The organism is Oxalobacter vibrioformis (genome assembly GCF_027118995.1).
Lineage (GTDB): Bacteria > Pseudomonadota > Gammaproteobacteria > Burkholderiales > Burkholderiaceae_D > Oxalobacter > Oxalobacter vibrioformis.
In genome coordinates this window covers 1727577-1748812 of record NZ_CP098242.1, presented here as the reverse complement: position 1 = coordinate 1748812, position 21236 = coordinate 1727577, and the positions used below count along the sequence as shown (strand labels likewise).

The window sequence follows — 21236 nt, the reverse complement described above, 5'->3', positions numbered from 1 at the left end:
AGCATTTCCGGGAAACCGGGACAAGCCCTGTTTTCTCAACGCAACCGTTCAGGATGCGTATAGATGGTATGGCTGTTTTCACGAACAAAACCGGCCAGCGTCAGATTGGCCTTGTCCGCCATCCTAACTGCCAGTGCCGTTGGCGCAGACACTGCTGCCAATATGCCGATTCCCACCGACATACACTTTTGGACCATCTCATAACTTGCCCGGCTCGTGACCAGCACAGCACCGGATGAAAGCATTGCCTCCTGTTTCACCAGTGCGCCAATCAGCTTGTCTAAGGCATTATGACGGCCAACATCTTCACGAACGAGGGTAATCCGGCCGGCAGCATCCATCCAGGCGGCCGCATGTGTCGCACCGGTCTGTTTTCTGAGTGCCTGCAACGCTTCCATCCCGGAAAACCCTGCATGAAGCTGTGCTGAGGTAAATGAAGCAGTCGCATTTACCTGCTGCAGTGGCTTGACAGCCTGTTCGAGGGATTCCGTCCCGCAGAGTCCACACCCGGTCCGGCCTGTGAGATTTCTGCGCTTTTCCTTGAGACCGTGAAAGCGCTCACTGGCAATCTCAATGGCAACCCGGATACCATCTGTCTGCTTCCAGACCTCACAGCTGTATAACTCGGATGCATCCACAACAATCCCTTCTGTCAGGGAAAACCCCAGGGCAAAATCCTCCAGATCACCCGGGGTTGCCAGCATGACGGCATGGGAAAGTCCGTTGTACTCAAGCGCAACAGGTACCTCTTCGGCCAGGCAATCCCTGGTTTCGGCATACTGCCCGTCTCGATAATGCACACCAGAAAAAAAAGCGGTTTTTTCGTATTCCATGGCAAATGCGCTTTCAGGGCAACAGCGCAACAACAACCGTCGACTCATCCACCAGCGCGAAGACCCGTTCCTGTTCCCGGATACCCAGAAAAGCGGGAGAAAAGCCGACAAGCTGGAGACCGGAATCCAGCACCATGGATACCTCGTTTTCAATATCCCCTTGTGAGATACGATTCACCACACCATGCAGCAGATTGAAATTGGCGGCATCAGAACGGGCGGTTTCGCGATCAATTTTCACAGCGGTGGCCTTGCACAATGCCATGACGGACAGGCCCGGCTTTAATGCCAGGAGTTCTGCGCTGGTACGGGTAATCCGTGCCACCAGCATCGAACCGTCTCTTAACTCCAGCACGACCCTGACAATAGGGCCTGTCAGTTTCAGCGACTTGACGCGGCAGGGAAGATGATTGCGCATACTGGTCTGAATACCCAGATGCGGCAATCCCGCCTCACCCGGGGCATCATCCTGCTTGGCCAGTTCATCCAGGAGATGCTGGCGCTTGGCCTCAAGTAAGGCGGCGATTTCCAGCAGCCGTTTACCCGCTCCTGTCAATTGTGCACCACCGCCGCCAACACCACCGACATTTTTTTCCACCAGCGTCATGCCGGTGAGGTTGGTCAGTGTATCAATGGCCTGCCATGCCGCCTTGTAGCTGATACCGGCTTCCCGGGCAGCCTGTGAAATGGAGCCGGTGCCTTCTATCAGCCTGAGCACCTCGATCCGTTTGTCGGCTGTGGAATGCCCAAATGCATTAACCAGAGAAATGGATTCTTTCATGTCTCCTATTTTGCCCTGAATTGATGAAAACTGCCTGTTTCTTTCCACAATTTTTTTTGTTAGACTAACCGCTATTCCAGTTTGGAATAACGAAAAATAACAAGGAGAAAAACATGCAATTCATCAAGCGCTTTATCGCACTGGCACTGGGCCTTTCTCTCATTGGCGTGTCAGCAGCGAATGCGGAAACTGTCAATGTGGCGGTTGCCGCCAACTTCTCTGTCCCCATGAAAATGATTGGAGAGGATTTCGAAAAAGCCAGTGGTCACACCGTCGCGATTTCTTCCGGCTCCACCGGCAAGTTTTATGCCCAGATCAAAAATGGCGCCCCGTTTGATGTCTTCCTGGCCACTGACGACAAAACCCCGATCAAGCTCGAAAAAGAAAATGAAATCGTGCCTGGCAGCCGCTTCACCTATGCCATCGGCGCACTGGTCCTTTGGTCAGCCAAGGAAGGTTATGTGGATGCCAGGGGTGACATCCTGAAAAAACAGACCTGGTCCCATCTTTCCATTGCCTCACCCAAGCTGGCACCTTATGGTCTGGCCGCCCAGGAAACGCTGGAAAAGATGAAGCTCTGGGATGCCGTGCAGCCCAGGCTGGTACAGGGTGAAAACATTGCCCAGGCCCACCAGTTTGTTGCCACCGGTAATGCGGAACTCGGCTTTGTGGCCCTCTCCCAGGTCTACAAGGATGGCAAGGTACAAAGCGGCTCGGCATGGATTATCCCTGCAGAATATTACAATCCGATCCGCCAGGATGCCGTTATCCTGAAGAAAGGAAAAGACAATGCAGCAGCCGCTGCTCTGGTGGCTTACCTGAAAACCGAGCCGGCACTGAAAGTCATCCGCTCTTTCGGTTACGCGACGAAATAAGGGGTTTGGCAGCATCAAATGACTGAATTCGATTATTCAGCGATTGTCCTGACGATTCAGCTCGCTGCGCTGACGACAGTCATCCTGCTGGTTATCTGTACCCCACTGGCCTGGGCGCTTTCACAGACCCGGGCATGGTGGAAAGGCCCGGTCAGTGCGGTGGTGGCACTCCCCTTTGTGCTACCCCCCACTGTACTGGGCTTTTATCTGCTGGTCATGATGGGACCGAATGGCCCGATCGGTAAAATGACAGAAGCCCTGGGTATCGGACCACTTCCATTCAGCTTTGGCGGGCTGGTGGTGGCATCCGTGTTTTATTCCCTGCCTTTCGTGGTACAGCCGTTGCAAAACGCTTTTGAAGCCATCGGCCCGCGCCCGCTGGAGGCGGCGGCAACGCTTCGCGCATCCCCGCTGGACACCTTTTTCAGTGTGATCCTGCCATTGGCGCGTCCCGGATATCTCACGGCAACGGTCATGGGCTTTGCCCATACGGTGGGAGAGTTTGGTGTGGTTCTCATGATCGGTGGCAATATGCCGGGAAAAACGCGTGTATTGTCTGTCCAGATATTCGATCACGTGGAAGCCATTGAGTACACGCAGGCACACTGGCTTTCCGCCGGTATGCTTGTGTTCTGCTTTATCGTACTGCTCGCCCTGTACATCCTCAACCCGACAGGAAAGCGGCGGACATGAGCAACATCCAAACGCGCATTCAGGTAAATTTTCCCGACTACACGCTGGATGTGGACCTGACACTGCCCGGCGAAGGTGTAACCGGTCTTTTTGGCGTATCCGGCTCAGGCAAATCCACTTTTTTGAGAGCGATTGCAGGACTGGAGCGGCCGGTGAACAGCCGTATTGCCATCCGTGATGAAATATGGCACGACGACGCCAACGGTATTTTTGTACCGCCTTACAAACGGGCGCTGGGATTTGTCTTCCAGGACGCCGCCCTCTTTCCTCACCTGACGGTACAGAAAAACCTGCAATATGGCCTGAAGCGGATTACCGAAAGTGAACGGAAAATCCCGCTGGACTTTGTTGTAGACCTGCTGGGTATCGCTCACCTGATGGAAAGAAAACCGGATACTCTCTCCGGGGGGGAAAAACAGCGTGTCGGCATCGCCAGGGCACTTGCCACCAGCCCCCGCCTGCTGATGATGGATGAGCCGCTTGCTTCTCTGGATATCCAGCGCAAAAGGGAGATCATTCCCTACCTTAACCGCCTGAATGAAGAACTCGAAATTCCCATCCTGTATGTGAGCCATGCGCTGGATGAAATCATCAGCCTGGCAGATCACATGGTCTTCCTCGAAAATGGCAGGATGCGGGCATCCGATATCACCAGCAGGCTCCTGACCCGTCTGGATCTGCCACTGGCGCATGGTGATGATGCCGCCGCTGTGATTAACGGCACGATCATCGACAGAGATGCGCATTTTCATCTCAACACCGTCACATTCAGCGGTGGCAATATCATCCTGCCTGGCGAGATGACGCAGACAGGTAAAAGGGTACGCCTGCGCATTGAGGCAAGCGATGTCAGCCTGACACTGGAAAGAACCTCTGGAACCAGTATCCTCAACATTATTGAATCACGCATTGTCGATATTCATGATGACAGTGCAGGACGCGTCATGGTTGAGCTTGATGCCGGCGGCACCCGTCTGCTCTGTCGCATTACGACCCGCTCCGCCACAACACTTGAACTGAAGCCTGGTAAGCAGGTCTATGCGCAAATCAAGGCCGTTGCCGTTGTAGACTGATACCTTGATGTCTTATCCAAAAATAACACGCTTGAGCGAATATGCCCAAATAATAAGCAAAGAACAGCGCGCTCAGCAGAAAAGAATCATTCCACTTAGAATGAATAAAACAATTCTCATTAATTAATTCCATAGAGAGGTTCTTTATGACAACCAGCACCAATATTCCGCAGCATGAATTGCTGATTGACGGTAAATATGTCAAACCGGATAGCGGCGACTATTCCACTATCGTCAATCCTGCCAATGAAGAAGTGCTGGCAAAAGTGGCCCGAGGCGATGCGAAAGATGTGGATACCGCCGTCAAGGCCGCACGTGCGGCACTCAAGGTATGGAACCGCATGCGAGCGGCGGATCGCGCCCAGATCATGTACAAGCTTGCCGACCTGATGGAAAAACACCAGGAAGAACTGATCATGCTGGAAACGCTGAATGCAGGCAAACCGATTGCCAGTGTCCGGCGACAGGATATGCCCGCAGCAATCGATACCATGCGCTACTACGCGGGCTGGCCTGACAAGATTATCGGCCAGGTCATCCCGGCACGCCCGGATGCACTGACCTATACTGTGCGCGAACCGGTCGGTGTCGTGGGTGCTATCGTGCCCTGGAATTTCCCGATTATGATCGGCATCTGGAAAATTGCACCAGCGCTTGCATGCGGCTGCACACTGGTTGTCAAACCGGCTGAACTCACGCCGCTGACACTGATCCGTATCGCTGAACTGGCACTTGAAGCGGGCCTCCCGCCAGGGGTGCTGAATGTCGTTACCGGGCGCGGCAGCGTGGTAGGCGATGCAATGGTCGCACACCCCGGCGTGGATAAAATCACCTTCACTGGCTCACCCGGTGTTGGCCGCGGCATCATGCAGGGCGCTGCCAGCAACTTCAAGCGCATTACGCTTGAGCTCGGCGGCAAATCAGCCAATGTCATCTTTTCCGATGCAGACCTCGACAGTGCGGTTCCTGCCGCCGCATCCGGTGTCTTTTTCAATGCCGGGCAGGTCTGCTCTGCCGGATCGCGCATTCTGGTCCAGAAAGGCGTTTATGATGAAGTCGTTGACCGGCTTATTCAGCGTGCGAAAGCTATCCGGATCGGAGACACGGCCAAACCGGATACCGTCATGGGGCCGCTTGTCTCTTCCCAGCAGATGAAAACCGTGCTGGATTATGTGGATATCGGCAAAAAAGAAGGGGCTTCCCTGGTTTATGGCGGGGGGCGTTGTGACATGAAAGGTTACTTTGTTGAGCCGACCATCTTTACCGGTGTGGAACATGAAATGCGCATTTCCCAGGAAGAGATTTTCGGCCCGGTAGCCAGTGTTATTCCTTTTGAAGATGAAGCCGATGCCGTCCGTATTGCCAACGGGACGGCATTCAGCCTGGCAGCTGGCGTCTGGAGTGCAGACATTACCCGGGTGCACCAGGTTGCCCATGAGTTGAGAGCCGGTACGGTCTGGATCAATACCTATGGCTATACCGATATCCGTCTGCCGTGGGGCGGAACGGGTGAATCCGGCTTTGGCCGTGAGCATGGCGAAGCGGCCCTGGAAAACTTCACCGAGCCGAAAACCATCTGGCTGTCCCTGCTCGACAAACAAAAGCAGAAATAAGCCGCCTCAACAAAAAACCCCTCGGTTTTGGCCGAGGGGTTTTTTCATGGAAAGAAAAACAGGTCAGGCCGTTTCAACCGCGATGTCAATCACGGCATTACGCATGTCTGACTTCATCTTATTGTAGGTATCCAGCACGTACTGCTCTGCCGATGCCTGGTCGACAATACGCTCTACCCTTACCGCACTGTACTTATGCTCCGGCGTCTTGGAAATCGGGTCCAGATGTTCGGCTGTCAGTTCGTTACACGCGCCGATCCACCACTGGTACGTCATGTAGACCGCTCCCTCATTGGCTCTTTCATTGATATTGGCCCGGGTAATGACCCGGCCCCTGCGTGATTCCACCCAGACCAGTTCCTGATCCCGGATCTCCAGCTTTGACGCATCCGCCGGATGAATCTGCACAAAGCCCGGTTCATTGGCCAGTGTCTGTAATGCAGCACAGTTCCCCGTCATCGAGCGGCAGGAATAATGTCCCACTTCACGGACCGTACAAAGCGTCATGGGAAATTCGAGGTCGGTTGATTCCGATGGGGGACGCCACTCAGCAGCAAATAAAAGCGCCTTGCCGCTCGGTGTATCAAATTTATTGCCCTCATACAGCCATGGGGTTCCCGGATCATCCTCATCCAGGCAGGGCCAGGGGACATAGGCCAGCCCGGCCATTTTCTCATACGTTGCCCCTTTGTACAGATGGCACAGCTCCCGGATTTCATCCCAGATTTCCTGGGTATTGTTGTACTTCATCGGGTAACCCATTGCCGTTGCCATCAGGCTGTGGATTTCCCAGTCCGGTTTTACATCCCCCTTGGGCTCCACCGCCTTGTAAAAGCGCTGGAATCCCCGGTCTGCCGCAGAATACACCCCTTCATGCTCACCCCATGAGGTGGCCGGGAAAATGACGTCCGCTTCCATGGCGGTTTTTGTCATGAAAATATCCTGCACGATAAAGAGTTCCAGCTTGGCAAATTCCTTGCGCAAGGTGGCAAGATCCGGCTCGGTCTGGAAAGGATCCTCACCGAAAATCCAGCATGCCTTGAGCTTGTCGTCATGAATGGCGTGCGGTATCTCGGTCAGGTGAAAACCGACTTTTTCGGGAAGAGAGGGAACGCCCCAGGCGTTGGCGAATTTATTCCGGGCTTCTTCATCCCATACCTTGTAATACCCGGGCAGCGTACCCGGCAATACCCCCATATCACATGCGCCCTGGACATTGTTCTGTCCACGTACCGGCCCCACCCCCACATTCGGGCGTCCCAGGTTCCCTGTCATGACAGCGATGCTTGAGAGGCCTTTCACCACATCCACGGCCTGTCCCCACTGCGTGACGCCCATGCCCCAGAGGATGGTGGCAGAAGGCGCGGAAGCATACATATACATGGCATCGCGAATCAGCTCCGGATCGAGTCCGGTTATTTCCTCGACATATTCCGGCGTGTACTTGGAAATGATTTCGCGATACTCGTCAAACCCTTCAGCAAAGTTCTCGACGTAATCCGGGTTGTACAACCCCTCTTCGAGCAGTACATTGGCAAAGGCATTCACCAGCGCCATGTTGGAACCATTCCTGAGTGGCAGATGCAAATCGGCAATGCGAACCGTCTCGATCACGCGCGGATCACAGACAATGATCTTAGCGCCTTTTTCCTTGGCTTTCAGGATACGGCGCGCCACGATGGGATGGGAATCCGCGGCATTGTATCCAAACACCAGAATACATTGCGTGTCCTCGATCTCATTGATGGAGTTGCTCATGGCGCCATTGCCCAGCGTCACATCCAGCCCGGCAACAGAAGGCGCGTGACAGACACGGGCACAACAGTCGATATTGTTTGTCCCGACAACGGCCCTGGCCACTTTCTGCGCCACATAATTGGCTTCATTGCCCGGTCCGCGTGAACAGCCGGTCATCATGATGGCATCCGGACCATGCTTTTCCTTGATGGCCATCAGGCGGGAGCTGGCAAATTCAATCGCTTCGTCCCAGGACACGGCTTCAAATTCCCCCCTTTTTTCCGGCGGATCATGGGTTGCTTCAAACGCGGCGTCAACAGCTTGGTATCATTCAGAAAATCCCAGCCATAGTAGCCTTTCAGACACAACTCCCCCTGGTTGGTATGGCCATTGGCCCCTTCGGCCCTGATGATTTCCCCGTTTTCAACCACAAGGTTGATTTTGCAGCCTGACGCGCAATACGGGCAGACAACGATCACTTTTTCCATATTTTCACCTGCTCACTTCTGCTGAATTGACAGCCTCTATCAAACCGACCTTTACCTGAAAGCATCCGTCGGCATATTGAAAGCGGACTTTTCGCGCTTTCGGCGGGTTTTATCCTGAATCGCATCCGGGTCCACCAGGTGAAGCGCCTTGGTCGGGCACACCGCCATACAGGCCGGGCCGGTTTCCACATTAATACACAAATCACACTTCTGGGCGATGGAAATTGTCGACTTGACATGAAGCGGTCCCAGGTTTTGTTCCTTAACGGGCTGGTTGACCATCTCCATTGCACCAAAGGGGCAGGCAATGACACAGGACTGGCAGCCGATACAACGCTCTGCCAGAAGCTGAACGGTATTACGGTCATAGACCAGTGCACCGGTGGGACAGACGTTGACGCAGGGGGCATTCTCACACTGGCGGCACTGCACCGGTGCGGTCAGCGTCAGACTCCTGACCAGCCTGAGTCTTGGATTGAAATTTTCGGCAGCGAGTTCCAGACCCTTTTGTGCGCCCACCGGATGCGCCAGTACACATGCCACTTCGCATGTACGGCACCCAATGCATTTATCCGGTTCGGCTATGACAAAACGATTCATCCTTCTCTCCCTGGTTTTTCCGTAAATTTTCGTTAATAAATGCCGTGTCAGGCAAGCCTGATGCCGACACCCGTTATGGTAACCGCAAAATGAAAAAAGCGTGCAGCCCGCACAAAAAACCCTCTGATATTCAGCCCCCTTCTCCCCAACGAAAATACCATCAATGTGCCATAATGTCCCCGGATTTAAACCGCAACAGGCAAATTGTGGATCGGGGTCATTTTGCATGTGGGTATCAGCATGTTATGCTTTTTACCTCTTGAGACATCCACCTGCCGAATGCAGGTTTTATGTATTGATCAATTTCAGACGGAAAAAAGCTGACAATGACGGACAAAAGCAATGAACCCGAAAAAGAGGTCTGCCCGGTAACAGAGCATCTGGAAGCCCTTCGCATCCGCCTTCATTCAGAAGAAAACCAATCCCCGGCGCTTCGCTCCGCTTTAGCGGAAGCAGGACGCATGATTACCGAAATCAGCCTCGGGCGCGCTACCGTTGGGCATCTTGACGAACTGGCAAAAGCCGTCAAAGCACTTCCCGAAAGTGAGCACTCACTTGTCACCTCCCTTGAAACCTCACTTGACATGGCACGGGACAAATGGCTGATGCACATTACCGACAGCGCCTGCAATGCCGGCATCTGTTTTGAGCCCCGTCTGGTTCCCTGCCAGGAAGCCTGTCCGGCGCATATTGATATCCCGAGCATGATTGCGCATATCGGACACGGCAATTATGACGCATCGCTTTCCGTCCTGTTGAAAGATACCCCGCTGCCTAATTCCTGCGGTCTGGTCTGCCCGGCACCCTGCGAGGAGGCCTGTGTGCAGAAAACCGTCAGCCAGCCGGTACTCATCAAGCCGATGAAATCCATTGCCGCCAGATGCAGCCCGTCTTATCCGATGCAGGAAATCGCCCCGGCAACCGGCAGGAAAGTCGCCATTATCGGTGCGGGTCCGGCAGGCGTGACAACGGCCTACTACCTTGCCCAGAAAGGCCACCATGTCGAAATTTTTGATGAGCGGGAGGAACCGGGGGGCACCATGCGTTACGGTATCCCGAACTATCGTCTGCCCAACCAGATTCTTCAGGATGAAATCAACCAGGTCCGGAAAATGGGTGTCGAAATCCATAATGGTTACAAGGTAAAAAACATACGGGAATTCCAAGACCAGGGGTTTGATGCGACGTTTGTTGCGATTGGCCTGCCGTTTTCCCGCCGCCTCGGCATTGAAGGAGATGACCTGCCGTTTGTGCTGGGCGGCATGGACTTTCTTTCCGCGGTCAGGGACGGAAAAGACCCGAAAGTCGGACCACATGTGATCGTAATCGGGGGCGGTAATGCCGCTATCGACGTGGCGATGACCGCCTTTCGCCAGGGGGCGACCAAGGTGCAGATGTGGTATCGGCGCACCCGAAAGGATATGCCCGCCAACCCGCATGAAGTCGTCATGGCATTGGACGAAGGGGTGGAACTTGTCGAGCTTTGGGCACCGACCAAAATCATGGAAGGCAACCTCATTGAATTTGCCCGCTCCAAAAATGCACCGGATGCGGACACCGCCAAACCGGTGACCATCCGCGCCGACCAGATCATTGCGGGTATCGGCCAGGATGGCGACATCGCCTGGCTCGATGGCAGCAAGATCGAACTCGAATGGGGCAATATCGTCGCTGATCCCGTTACACTGGAAACCGGTGAACCGGGTATTTTCTCAGGCGGCGACATCCAGCATGGCGCCAGCACGGTCGTTGCCGCGATAGGCTCCGGCAAGCGGGCAGCAGAAGCGATTGATTCCTGGCTGATGAAAAAGGAAATGGATCTGCCCTCGCTCAAGCCACAGCGCCGCGATGAAGTGCCTTATCTGTCCGTTGATGCGGCTTTCCGGCTCAGCAAGAGCCGCCCTCACGTGCCGGAAAAAGACCCCGACACCCGGAAATGGTCACATGACTTTATCCAGTTTGACTGGGATGAAAACGAGGCGCGCGCCGAAGCCGGACGCTGCCTGCGTTGTGACCTCTGTATCGGCTGCGGCCTGTGTGAGCTGGCCTGTATCCAGGTGGGCGCAGAGGCATTGAGAATGGTTGAAACCGGTAACCGCCGCCTGGTATTTGAGGACTTCCTCCGCCCTGCCAGCCTGTGTATCGGTTGCGGCGCCTGTGCCGCCGTCTGCCCGACCGGCGCCATCCGTGTGGAAAACCGCGACGGGATGCGGGTCACCGAAATTACCGGTACTGTGGTCAGAAGCCAGCCATTGCAGGTATGCAGTTGCTGTGACAAACCCTTCGTTTCTTCCGTTCAGTATGGCAAAACCCGTTCCAGCATGGGCGGCCCCGGCGAGACGGATGTCGTTATGTGTTCGTCGTGTGCCCGACTGCGTGCTGTGGAGTCACTCAGCGACATGCGCTGGATTGCTGCCGGAAGATAACCGGTTTCGCGTTAACGCAAATGCGATTGGCTTTCAAAAAGCCAGTCGCATATTTTTTCCGGGCGGTTCAAGTCCAGCCAGTCCACCTGGCGCGACAGATTTTCCGGACACGGCACATCCGATGCGACCGCCACAATGGTCGTATCATCCGGGTAAATGGCTGACTTGCCGACAGCAGGCCTGAAAACCTCCAGCTTCGGGATGGCTTCAGCCCGAAACCCTTCCACCAGCGTGATATCGGCAGGCGTCATCCTGCCTGTCAGCTCATCCAGTGCCGGTATATCCGCTCCCCGCAGCTCATGCACCAGCATATAACGGTGCGGGGAAGACAGCATCACCTCGGCGGCACCCGCTGCCCGCATGCGGGCACTGTCCTTGTGCGGCGGCTCAATCTGCACATCATGATGGCTGCTCTTTATCACATTGACCCGGCAACCGCGGGCGATCAGCAAAGGCAGCAGTTTTTCAAGCAGGCTGGTCTTGCCGCTGCCTGACCAGCCTGCTATGCCAAGAAGGGAAAATCGGAGAGTCATCGCTTAATAAAGGTGAGGAAACCCTTTCATTTTACCGTATTGCAAAGAATCAACATTTCTTACAATTAACAATAAAGGCGCATTTCCTCACGGAAAACAAAAAACGGAAAAACACCACAATAAAATATTCCTTGAATAATTATTATGTCCCTAAAGCAACTGACATTGTTGCCGTAATGCAATATTATAGCATTATCTTTTTACGATCAGATATATTTCCGCCAAAGGTCAGGGAAACAGGATGACCGTAAAAAGTGGTATCAGAACGGGCTACACTACATGATGGAAATCTGGGGAAAACTTTCTCTGCGAATCAGGCTGATCCTTGTCTTTGTGGTCATCAAGGTTCTGCTGCTGCTTTTGCTGGGATGGATGGCATGGAGCCACTCTTACCAGACGGCGAAGGACCTGACCCAACAGGCTGAGCACCTGGTTGAGATGGCTGATGAAACTATTCAGTACGTAGGCGACACCGCTATTGCCGATGCGGTAGCGGCTCTTGACTCACGCGCCCGGGAAGAAATCGAAAGACAGACGACCGACACCGCTCGCGCCGTGGCCGACTTTCTGTATGGCCGGGATGCGGATATTAGCTACGCCCGTTCCCTGGAACCCAGCGTGGCCCTTTACCGGAACTTCATCGAAAACAAGCAGCGCGACCTGATTTACCACGGGGAGTGGAAACTGGCAGAAGACGGCAAATCCTGGGAACCGGTCGACGCGCCAAAAGAAGGCGGCTCATCAGCCGATCCAGGCAGTCCTGACAACGCAAAAGATTTTCATTATCGCCAGCCGGTACCGCTCAGATCAAAGCGTACGCCGCTTTATCTGGAAATGACCTTTGTCGGGCTGGATGGCAAGGAGCGAATCAAGGTCACCACCTCTGACCGTGTATCTTCGGCACTCAAGGACGTTTCCAACCGCATGAATACCTTTGCCAGGGCGGAAACGTATTTCAATGAACTCAAAAAACTCAAGCCGGGTGACATTTACGTCTCTGATGTGATCGGCACCTATGTGGGCTCGAAAATCATCGGCCATTACACACCGGAAACTGCAGCAAAAAAAGGGATTGCCTATGAGCCGGAAAACAGCGCCTATGCCGGCAAGGAAAATCCGGTCGGCAAGCGCTTCAAGGGCATTGTCCGCTGGGCAACGCCTGTTGTCAGGGGCGGACAGATAACGGGATGGGTCACGCTGGCACTGAACCACGACCACCTGATGTCCTTTACCGATACCATTGTGCCGACATCCGAACGCTACCGGGATATCAATGACGCATCAGATGGCAACTATGCGTTTATCGGGGACTACAAGGGCCGCAGCATTGTCCATCCCCGCCATCATTCCATTACCGGATACAACGCCGAAACGGGTGAGCCGGAAGTCCCCTGGCTGGAAGACGTGGTTTATGAAGAATGGAAGCGTAGCGGTATGCCTTATACCGAATTCATCAAAACCGCGCCGACTTTCGTCAACCAGTTGCAAAGCCGCAAGCCCGCCAAAGAACTGACCGATGCCGGCAATGTCGGCCTGGATTGCCGCTGGCTCAATTTTGCGCCACAGTGCACCGGCTGGTACAACCTGGCCAATTCCGGCGGTTCAGGCTCTTTCCTGATTTTATGGAGCGGCCTGTGGAAACTGACCACCACCGCAGCCATTCCGTATTACACCGGCCAGTACAGCCCGGAAGCTGCAGGCAACAAGCGCGGCTTCGGTATCGTGACGATCGGCGCCAATGTGGATGATTTCCACCGGGCGGCCAATGAATCCAAGGCCCGCCTTGACCTTGTTATTGCCAAGGCAGACCAGGCCATGCTGGAGCAGGGGCGCAAAGCCGAGAAAACGGTCCAGGATGGCATGACCAAAATGGCATACAGCCTCATCATTTCCACACTGGTCATGGTGGGCATTGTTATTGTTATTGCCATCTGGATGGCCTCTTTCCTTTCAAGCCGGATCAAGTGGCTCAATGCAGGCTTTAACCGCTTCCGCCTGAAAGAGGGAGTGAATATCTGTACCCAGAAGGAAAGTGAACTCAGGGAAATCAAGGATAACCTGGAAATCCGTATTGCCGAGCGGACCCAGGAACTGTCTGAAATCAATGGCCTGCTTCGCGGTGAAATCGAAATCCGGCGGGCGGCTGAAGCCAAGGCCCAGCATCTGGCCAGCCATGATCCATTAACGGGCCTCGCCAACCGACTGCTCTTTCACGAGCGCCTGCAGAAAGCCATGCACCAGGCCAGCCGCTCCCGCAAGGCGGGCGCCCTGCTTTTCTTTGACCTGGACCGTTTCAAACAGGTCAACGATACGCTGGGCCATGCCATTGGTGATGCGCTTCTCGTGAATGTTGCCCAGGTACTGCAGCAGCGTTCGCGCAAAACAGATACCGTGGCCCGACTGGGTGGTGATGAATTCGCCGTCATCATGACGGATCTGGCAGCGCCGGATGACGCCGCCATCCTGGCCCAGCAGATTTTAGACCAGCTGGATCAGGCGGTAACCCTTGACGGCCATGAACTGCGCATCTACACCAGTATCGGTATTGCCACCTTCTCCGGTGAAGATACTGACATTGAGCATATTCTGATGCATGCCGATATGGCGATGTACCAGGCCAAGACCGAAGGCGGCACCCGCTTCCGCTTCTTCGAGGAATCCATGCAGAACAAGATTCAGGCCAGAAAACAGATGGAAGCAGAGTTGCGTACCGCACTGGAAGAGCGCCAGTTTGTCCCTTACTTCCAGCCGATCTTTGATACCGAAGAAAAACGGGGCGTCAGTGTGGAAGCCCTGGTTCGCTGGGCGCATCCGGATCATGGCATCCTGATGCCGGGCGAATTCATGGATGTGGCCATCCTGTCCGGCATGATGCCGGAAATCGATGCCCGGATGCTGGAAATGGCGTGTAAACAGGCTAAACAATGGCTGGATGACGGCGTTGATTTTGGCAGGGTATCGATTAACATCCTGCCTGAAAAAATCTCATCACCGGATTTCGTCGACTATATCCGGAAAGTGCTTGATCAAACAAAACTCCCGGCGAGTAAACTGGCGCTGGAAATCACGGAGCGCGCATTGCTTGAAGACCGTGACCAGGTGATTGGCAACCTGTCGAGCCTGCGCCAGATGGGCGCGTCTGTCTCCATCGATGATTTCGGTATTGAGTACTCCTCCCTGCAAAGGCTGGTTGAATATCCGATTGATGTGCTCAAGATTGACCGCTTCTTTGTTCGCCGTGTGGGTAACAGCAAGACTGAGGCTATTATCCACGCCATCATTGCCATGGCCCGCTCCATTGGCATGGAAATTGTGGCAGAAGGGGTGGAATCCAAAACCCAGCTGGACTACCTGATCGGCCGCGATTGCCGCATCATTCAGGGATATCTCCATGCCAGGCCAATGTCGAGTGCGGATACCACCCGCCACCTGCTTTCCTACGCAGACAACACAACATCATCCTGACAGATCAGCCCACACGGTCTGCTTATCTATGGCCCGCTTATTTCTCCACATCGAGATATTGCCAGTCTGACTGCAGGATGGGGTGCTTCTTGAATCCTTTTACCCAGGGCCTGACCAGCCAGTTCCTGACGCGCGAGACATGCAGCGACCAGGCGGTATCGGCTTCCATCTGGCGGTTCATGGCGACATAAAGCGCATGACGCTCCGGGCCGCTTGGCAGGGCCATCGCTTTTTTGTAGAGTGCATCATAAGCCGCAGACTGGTAACATCCGTGATTGCCCTGCCCGGCATTGGGACCGTACAAAAGCTGGAGGAAATTCTCTCCTTCCGGGTAATCCGCATGCCAGGCGCTGCCCCACATCATCAGGCGGCACTCGGTGGCATCCTTGACGTTATCAGCAAAATTACTGACATCAAACTGCACCCTCACCCCGATCCTGTCGAGCCCGCGTTTCCAGATTTCCGATACGATTTTTGAACTGGCGCTGGCTTCTGTGCGGATTTTAAGGAGAAGCGGGCTGCCGTCAGGCATCGTCCGGTACCCGTCAGCCTGGCGCTTGTAGCCAAAATGATCCAGCAGGCGAGATGCCAGCTCCGGTTCATACCCGATACTGCTGCGATAAGACGGGTCATGGCCCACCACGCCAACCGGCACGATCATTTCCGCCTTGATCGCCTGCCCGTTGCGCAACAGGGTAATTTCATCCTCCACACTGTACGCCATGGCAATAGCGCGCCGCAGGGCAATCTTTTCCCTGCTGAACCCACCAACAACCGGGTCGCGGAAATTGAAGGTGGTAAAAGTCGCCTCAGGCTCAATCATCCGGTACAGACGCAGCTTTTGTGCCGCATACTCGGGCTTGAGTTTATCCCCGTCCAGCACCAGCGGGGCAGCCAGTTGGGGCAGCTTGTCAAAAGCGATTTTCCCCTCCTGGAAAGTCAGCCACCGGGACTGTTCTTCCTCCACAATGGCAATTTCCACCCGGCCGACCTGCGGCATCTCCTTGCCCTTCATGTCGCGCACGATCTCATCATCTCCTGGATCACCTGATGACTCAAAATTCCAGGTAAACCCTCGGTAATCCGGATTGGCAACCAGCACGACCCGGCTACGCGGCACATATTGCGCCAGCATGTAAGGGCCGGTGCCGACAGGATGAATCCGGCTCTCGGTACCGTAATGCTCGATCACTTCCCGCGCGACCGCGGCCAGCCCGCCATAAGCCAGTGCAAACAGGAAATTGCTGTCGGGACGGGAAAGATGGATTTTCAATGTATAGCGATCCGGTGCATAAAGTCCCGTCACCGGGGCATCGTAATCAAAACGCCCGCTTTTTTTGGCTTTTTCTGCCAGTTCATCAAGCCCGGCGATCTTGCCGGTGACAAAATTGGCCGAAGGGGAGCGGTTTGCCGGATCGACCAGCCGTTTGATGGAATAGACGTAATCGGCTGCTGTCAGTTCACGGCGTTTTCCCTTGAATGCCGGGTCCGGCGTGAAGAAAATATTTTTCCGGAGGGTAAATGTCAGGGTTTTGCCATCTTCACTGATTTGCGGCATGGATTCGGCTGTATTCGGTACCAGTTTGGCAGGACGGGCCAGATAGTCATAGGTGAGCAGTGTTTCAAAAATCGCATCGGCCACCCATCCGGAATAATAATTCTGGGTCCGGACCATATCAAAACCATCGTCGGACGCCTCAAATACCGTATGGATCACCTTGCCGGGATCGGCGGCAGCAAAAACAGGCGGCGGAAGAAAAAGCAATACCAGTACAATAGCCAGGCTGTGTTTTATTGTTTTCATCATTATCGTTTACCCTCATCGTCCGGTTGCGGACTTTCCGTCACCCGGCCCGCCATACCGGCCCCTTCATTCCTGTGTTTTTATCAGACACGAAAAGCATTTGCCGGATGTTGGGTGAAATCATGCTGGAAGCATTATAATTTTATGCTTTTAAAAAATCTCCCGAAATAACAGATGAATATCTTTCGCGGCCTGCCAGCAGACGCTTTTGCCCATCCCTGTGCCCTTGCCATCGGCAATTTCGATGGTGTGCACCGGGGACACAGGGCGTTGCTCGATCATGTCCGGCAGGCGGCAAAACAGCGGGGTCTGATGTCGGCCGTGCTGACATTTACACCACATCCCCGCCAGTACTTCGCCCTCAAAGCAGGGAAACCTGATGAAGCGCCAACGACGATTTCCTCTTTACGCAGCAAGTTAAAAGCCCTTTCTGCCGCCTGTATTGACCGCACCATTCTCCTGCGCTTTGATGATGCGCTCGCCGGCCTGACGCCCGAAGCATTTATCGAAACCATCCTGCTCAAGGGACTGAACGTCAAATGGCTGGTGGTGGGAGAAGCCTTCCGTTTTGCCAGAAACCGGGAAGGCACAACGGAAGACCTGATCCGGGCCGGAAAAAAATACGGGTTTGAAGTCGAGGTCATGCCAACCGTAACCGACAAAAACAGCCGTATCTCCTCATCGGCGGTACGCGATGCATTGAAACATAACGACTTTACCCTGGCAGAAAAACTGCTCGGCATGCCTTATCACATCTCCGGACACGTTGTTCATGGCGACAAGCGCGGGCACAGTCTGGGATTTCCGACAGCCAATCTGCCCATGCGCCGCTTCAATCCGATTCTTTCCGGTGTCTATATCACCCGTGTGCATGGCCTGGCCGAGCATCCGCTGCCAGCAGTTTCCATGATCGGTACCCGCCCGACCGTGGATGAAACGCCGCGTATCGTGCTGGAAACCCATCTCCTGGATTATGGCGAAAACTGCTATGGCAGGCTGATCCATGTCGAATTCCTGAAAAAGCTGCGGGATAACCGGAAATTTCCGGGCCTGCCGGCGCTGATAAAAGCCATTGGCACCGACGTCAACACCGCACGGGCTTTTTTTGATGATCCCGGCAATATGGCAATGCTTTCACAAAAAAGCAGGGAATCGCTGATTAAATGATTTTGTGAGATGAAGGGCAAGGCGCACGGCGCGTAGCAACCAAAGCATATCTCAAGATAGACGAAGGTTGCGAGCACCGCGTAACGCAGCAATTCGCTCACAAAGACTTTTAATCAGCATTTCCGCAAATTTGACGGCATATTCAGCGCACAGTAGTAAAATACTCAGTTCATTTGTGTTATTACCCGAACAAAAACATGTCCAATAAACCATCTGACGGCCCCAAAGGCAAAAACAAAGCCGGCAAAAAACCGGAAAAAGATTATACGGTCAACATGCCGGATACCCCCTTCCCCATGCGGGGTGATCTCGCCAAACGCGAACCGCTGTGGGTAAAAGAATGGCAGGAAAAGAAAATTTATGAGCGGATCCGCAAAGCCGCCAAAGGCCGTCCCACATTCATCCTGCATGATGGCCCACCGTATGCCAATGGTGATATTCATATTGGCCATGCCGTCAACAAGATTTTAAAGGACATTGTGATCAAAACCCGCGGGCTTGCGGGGTTTGACGCCCCTTATGTGCCCGGCTGGGACTGCCACGGCATGCCGATTGAAATCCAGATCGAAAAGGAATATGGCAAAAACCTGCCCACGGAAACCGTCCAGTCAAAAGCAAGGGCTTATGCCAGTGAACAGGTAGAACGCCAGAAAAAGGACTTCATCCGCCTCGGTGTACTGGGGGAATGGGACAACCCTTACCTGACCATGAATTACCGCACTGAAGCCAATGAATTGCGGGCTTTGGGCAAACTGCTTGAAAAAGGCTATGTGTACCGCGGACTCAAACCGGTCAACTGGTGTTTTGACTGCGGCTCTGCGCTGGCGGAAGCCGAAGTGGAATACCAGGACAAGCGTGACCCGGAAGTCTATGTCGGTTTTGAATTTGGCGAGCCGGAAAAAATTGCCGCTGCCTTTGGCCTTGATAAGCTGCCAACGGAAAAAGGCCATATCGTCATCTGGACAACAACCCCCTGGACCATCCCGTCAAACCAGGCATTAAACATCCACCCGGAATTTGACTATGCCCTGATCGAAACAGAAAAAGGACTCTTCATCCTGGCCGATGAGCGCGCCAGGGTTCCTGCAGCAGATGAGCCAAGCAAAACCTGGCTCCAGAAACTTTTTGGTGTTGAAACATGGAAAACGCTGGCAAAAGTCAAAGGTGCCGCGCTGGAAAATATCCGCTTCAGGCACCCGCTCTATTATATGCACGAAGGTTACCGCCGTTATTCTCCGGTCTATACGGAAGAATACGTCACGCTGGATACCGGTACCGGTATTGTTCACTCCGCCCCGGCTTATGGTGTGGATGACTTTCTTTCCTGCAAAGCCCACGGCATGGCTGATGACGAGGTCTTGAATCCCGTCATGGGCGATGGCCACTACGCCTCCACCCTGCCGCTTTTCGGCGGCATGACGATCTGGGATGCCTCCCGTGTCATCTGCGACACCCTGCGTGAAGCAGGCACACTCTTTTACCTGGACATGATGTCGCACAGTTATATGCACTGCTGGCGGCACAAGAGCCCGATTGTGTATCGTGCGACGTCACAATGGTTTGCCACCATGGATGGCAAACCAAAGGATGGCGGCCCCTCCCTGCGTGAAACCGCACTCAAGGGAGTCGAAGCAACAACGTTCTATCCGGCCTGGGGCAAGGCGCGCCTGCACGGCATGATCGAAAACCGCCCTGACTGGACCCTTTCACGCCAGCGTCAGTGGGGTGTTCCCATGGCGTTTTTCATCCACAGGGAAACCGGCGAACTGCACCCCAGAACCCCGGAACTGCTGGAAGAAATTGCCAGACTGATCGAAAAAGAAGGGATTGAAGCCTGGCAGAAAATCACGCCATACGATCTGCTCGGCGAAGAAGCCGCCATGTATGAGAAAAACCGTGACACGCTTGATGTCTGGTTTGACTCCGGCATCACGCATTCCACCGTCATGCGCGGCTCCCATGCGGCTGAACTGGGATATCCTGCCGATCTTTACCTGGAAGGCTCGGATCAGCACCGCGGATGGTTCCATTCATCGCTTTTGACCGGCTCCATGCTGGATGGGCGGGCCCCTTACAAAATGCTCCTGACACATGGCTTTGTCGTTGACGGACTGGGCAAGAAGATGTCCAAGTCGCTGGGCAATGTGATCGCGCCACAGAAAGTGTTTGAGACGCTGGGTGCCGATATCCTGCGCCTGTGGGTCGCCTCTACGGATTATTCGGGCGAGTTGTCCATCTCTGACGAAATCCTGAAACGCGTCACCGAATCCTACCGCAGGATTCGCAATACCCTTCGCTTTCTGCTCGCCAACACCGCTGACTTTGATCCGCAAAAGGATGCGGTGCCGATTGATGAACTGCTGGAAATCGACCGGTATGCGATCGCCTCCATGCATGCGCTGCAACAGGAAATCATGGCGCATTATGACGAATTTGAATTCCATCCTGTCATATCCAAATTCCAGACCTATTGCTCCGAAGAGCTCGGCAGCCTGTATCTGGATATCCTGAAAGACCGTTTGTATACAGCGGGTGAGGTGTCAAAAGCCAGGCGTTCAGCCCAGACAGCACTGTGGCATATTACCCATGCCATTTTGCGCCTGGTTTCACCGATCCTTTCTTTCACGATGGAGGAAGCCTGGTCGGTGTTTGCCAGCCAGGCAGAATATGCCGGCAGCGATGAAACCGTCTTTACCCAGACAGCGTACGAGCTACCCGAGATCAGGGATGGAGAAGCCCTGCTGGCAAAATTTGCGCGACTCAAGGAAATCCGCTCCGAGATTACCAAAGAACTGGAAGCCGTCCGCATGTCCGGTGCCATCGGCTCATCCCTGCAGGCCGAAATTGAAATCCGGGCCAGCGGTGAAAAACTGGAACTCTTAAAGAGCCTGCATGATGATCTCAAGTTTATTTTCATTACCTCCAGAGCGGATGTGATCGAAGTCAGCACCCCTGAAGCCGAGTCGATTACTGTTAAGCCATCGCCGTTTGAGAAGTGTGACCGCTGCTGGCACCACCGTCCGGATGTGGGTGCGGATCCGAAGCACCCCCATCTGTGCGCACGCTGCATGTCCAATCTTTACGGCAGTGGAGAAGACCGGGAATTTGCATAATACGGGTCAAGGCGTCATTATTTCAGTTTTGGCAA

The 21236-nt window shown here is 54.2% G+C and carries 13 protein-coding genes and 1 pseudogene; 8 read left to right on the top strand and 6 right to left on the bottom strand.

All coding sequences use genetic code 11. The features are described 5' to 3' along the window. Positions 1–35: 35 nt before the first annotated feature. Both fdhD and NB640_RS08705 read right to left on the bottom strand, forming a co-directional pair. A complete protein-coding gene (gene fdhD / locus NB640_RS08710) occupies positions 36–833 on the bottom strand; it encodes a formate dehydrogenase accessory sulfurtransferase FdhD (RefSeq protein WP_269308334.1) in 798 nt (265 codons plus the stop codon). Between the two features lie 13 nt (positions 834–846). Beyond that, positions 847–1614 (bottom strand): TOBE domain-containing protein, encoded by a 768-nt coding sequence (locus tag NB640_RS08705; RefSeq protein ID WP_269308333.1) that lies wholly within the window; start codon positions 1612–1614, stop codon positions 847–849. A 113-nt stretch (positions 1615–1727) separates the two neighbouring features. Here NB640_RS08705 and modA point away from each other — a divergent pair, with 113 nt between their 5' ends. From modA to NB640_RS08685, 4 genes are all read left to right on the top strand, one after another. Then, on the top strand, positions 1728–2489 hold the full coding sequence (gene modA / locus NB640_RS08700) for a molybdate ABC transporter substrate-binding protein (protein ID WP_269308332.1): 762 nt from the start codon (positions 1728–1730) through the stop codon (positions 2487–2489). A gap of 18 nt (positions 2490–2507) precedes the next feature. Further along, the gene (modB, locus tag NB640_RS08695) at positions 2508–3182 is read left to right on the top strand and encodes a molybdate ABC transporter permease subunit (protein WP_269308331.1); all 675 of its coding nucleotides are present in this window, start codon (positions 2508–2510) and stop codon (positions 3180–3182) included. After that, positions 3179–4255 (top strand): molybdenum ABC transporter ATP-binding protein, encoded by a 1077-nt coding sequence (modC, locus tag NB640_RS08690; protein WP_269308330.1) that lies wholly within the window; start codon positions 3179–3181, stop codon positions 4253–4255. The genes modB and modC overlap by 4 nt, the downstream gene beginning before the upstream one ends. A gap of 146 nt (positions 4256–4401) precedes the next feature. After that, positions 4402–5868 carry an aldehyde dehydrogenase family protein gene (locus NB640_RS08685; protein ID WP_269308329.1) on the top strand — a complete coding sequence of 489 codons (1467 nt, stop codon included), beginning with the start codon at positions 4402–4404 and terminating at the stop codon, positions 5866–5868. Between the two features lie 63 nt (positions 5869–5931). On the opposite strand, the pseudogene fdhF reads toward NB640_RS08685, so the two are convergent. Both fdhF and NB640_RS08675 read right to left on the bottom strand, forming a co-directional pair. Further along, a pseudogene (gene fdhF, locus NB640_RS08680) lies at positions 5932–8093 on the bottom strand (formate dehydrogenase subunit alpha). Positions 8094–8144: 51 nt separating this feature from the next. Further along, positions 8145–8693 carry a 4Fe-4S dicluster domain-containing protein gene (locus NB640_RS08675; RefSeq protein ID WP_269308328.1) on the bottom strand — a complete coding sequence of 183 codons (549 nt, stop codon included), beginning with the start codon at positions 8691–8693 and terminating at the stop codon, positions 8145–8147. 326 nt (positions 8694–9019) lie between these two features. On the opposite strand from NB640_RS08675, the gene NB640_RS08670 reads away from it, so the two are divergent. Continuing rightward, the gene (locus tag NB640_RS08670) at positions 9020–11119 is read left to right on the top strand and encodes an FAD-dependent oxidoreductase (RefSeq protein WP_269308327.1); all 2100 of its coding nucleotides are present in this window, start codon (positions 9020–9022) and stop codon (positions 11117–11119) included. An 11-nt stretch (positions 11120–11130) separates the two neighbouring features. On the opposite strand, the gene mobB is transcribed toward NB640_RS08670, so the two are convergent. Beyond that, a complete protein-coding gene (gene mobB, locus NB640_RS08665) occupies positions 11131–11652 on the bottom strand; it encodes a molybdopterin-guanine dinucleotide biosynthesis protein B (protein ID WP_269308326.1) in 522 nt (173 codons plus the stop codon). A gap of 279 nt (positions 11653–11931) precedes the next feature. Here mobB and NB640_RS08660 point away from each other — a divergent pair, with 279 nt between their 5' ends. Further along, positions 11932–15117: a putative bifunctional diguanylate cyclase/phosphodiesterase gene (locus NB640_RS08660; RefSeq protein WP_269308325.1), complete on the top strand. Its 3186-nt coding sequence runs from the start codon at positions 11932–11934 to the stop codon at positions 15115–15117. Between the two features lie 37 nt (positions 15118–15154). Here NB640_RS08660 and NB640_RS08655 read toward each other — a convergent pair whose 3' ends face one another. Beyond that, entirely contained in the window at positions 15155–16924 is a 1770-nt protein-coding gene (locus NB640_RS08655; RefSeq protein WP_269308324.1) for an ABC transporter substrate-binding protein, read from the bottom strand. Between the two features lie 171 nt (positions 16925–17095). Between NB640_RS08655 and NB640_RS08650 the strand changes: the two genes are divergently transcribed. Both NB640_RS08650 and ileS read left to right on the top strand, forming a co-directional pair. Beyond that, the gene (locus NB640_RS08650; protein WP_269308323.1) at positions 17096–18088 is read left to right on the top strand and encodes a bifunctional riboflavin kinase/FAD synthetase; all 993 of its coding nucleotides are present in this window, start codon (positions 17096–17098) and stop codon (positions 18086–18088) included. A gap of 197 nt (positions 18089–18285) precedes the next feature. Further along, complete coding sequence (gene ileS, locus NB640_RS08645; protein ID WP_269308322.1) at positions 18286–21201, top strand: isoleucine--tRNA ligase; 2916 nt, start codon at positions 18286–18288, stop codon at positions 21199–21201. The last annotated feature ends 35 nt before the right edge of the window (positions 21202–21236 follow it).

Bases quoted from the DNA above. Each gene is read 5' to 3' on its own strand.
- NB640_RS08685 (WP_269308329.1), top strand. From the start codon at position 4,402: ATGACAACCAGCACCAATATTCCGCAGCATGAATTGCTGATTGACGGT.
- modB (WP_269308331.1), top strand. From the start codon at position 2,508: ATGACTGAATTCGATTATTCAGCGATTGTCCTGACGATTCAGCTCGCT.
- mobB (WP_269308326.1), bottom strand. From the start codon at position 11,652: ATGACTCTCCGATTTTCCCTTCTTGGCATAGCAGGCTGGTCAGGCAGC.
- fdhD (WP_269308334.1), bottom strand. From the start codon at position 833: ATGGAATACGAAAAAACCGCTTTTTTTTCTGGTGTGCATTATCGAGAC.
- NB640_RS08660 (WP_269308325.1), top strand. From the start codon at position 11,932: ATGATGGAAATCTGGGGAAAACTTTCTCTGCGAATCAGGCTGATCCTT.
- NB640_RS08655 (WP_269308324.1), bottom strand. From the start codon at position 16,924: ATGATGAAAACAATAAAACACAGCCTGGCTATTGTACTGGTATTGCTT.
- modC (WP_269308330.1), top strand. From the start codon at position 3,179: ATGAGCAACATCCAAACGCGCATTCAGGTAAATTTTCCCGACTACACG.
- NB640_RS08675 (WP_269308328.1), bottom strand. From the start codon at position 8,693: ATGAATCGTTTTGTCATAGCCGAACCGGATAAATGCATTGGGTGCCGT.
- NB640_RS08670 (WP_269308327.1), top strand. From the start codon at position 9,020: ATGACGGACAAAAGCAATGAACCCGAAAAAGAGGTCTGCCCGGTAACA.
- NB640_RS08650 (WP_269308323.1), top strand. From the start codon at position 17,096: ATGAATATCTTTCGCGGCCTGCCAGCAGACGCTTTTGCCCATCCCTGT.
- NB640_RS08705 (WP_269308333.1), bottom strand. From the start codon at position 1,614: ATGAAAGAATCCATTTCTCTGGTTAATGCATTTGGGCATTCCACAGCC.
- modA (WP_269308332.1), top strand. From the start codon at position 1,728: ATGCAATTCATCAAGCGCTTTATCGCACTGGCACTGGGCCTTTCTCTC.
- ileS (WP_269308322.1), top strand. From the start codon at position 18,286: ATGTCCAATAAACCATCTGACGGCCCCAAAGGCAAAAACAAAGCCGGC.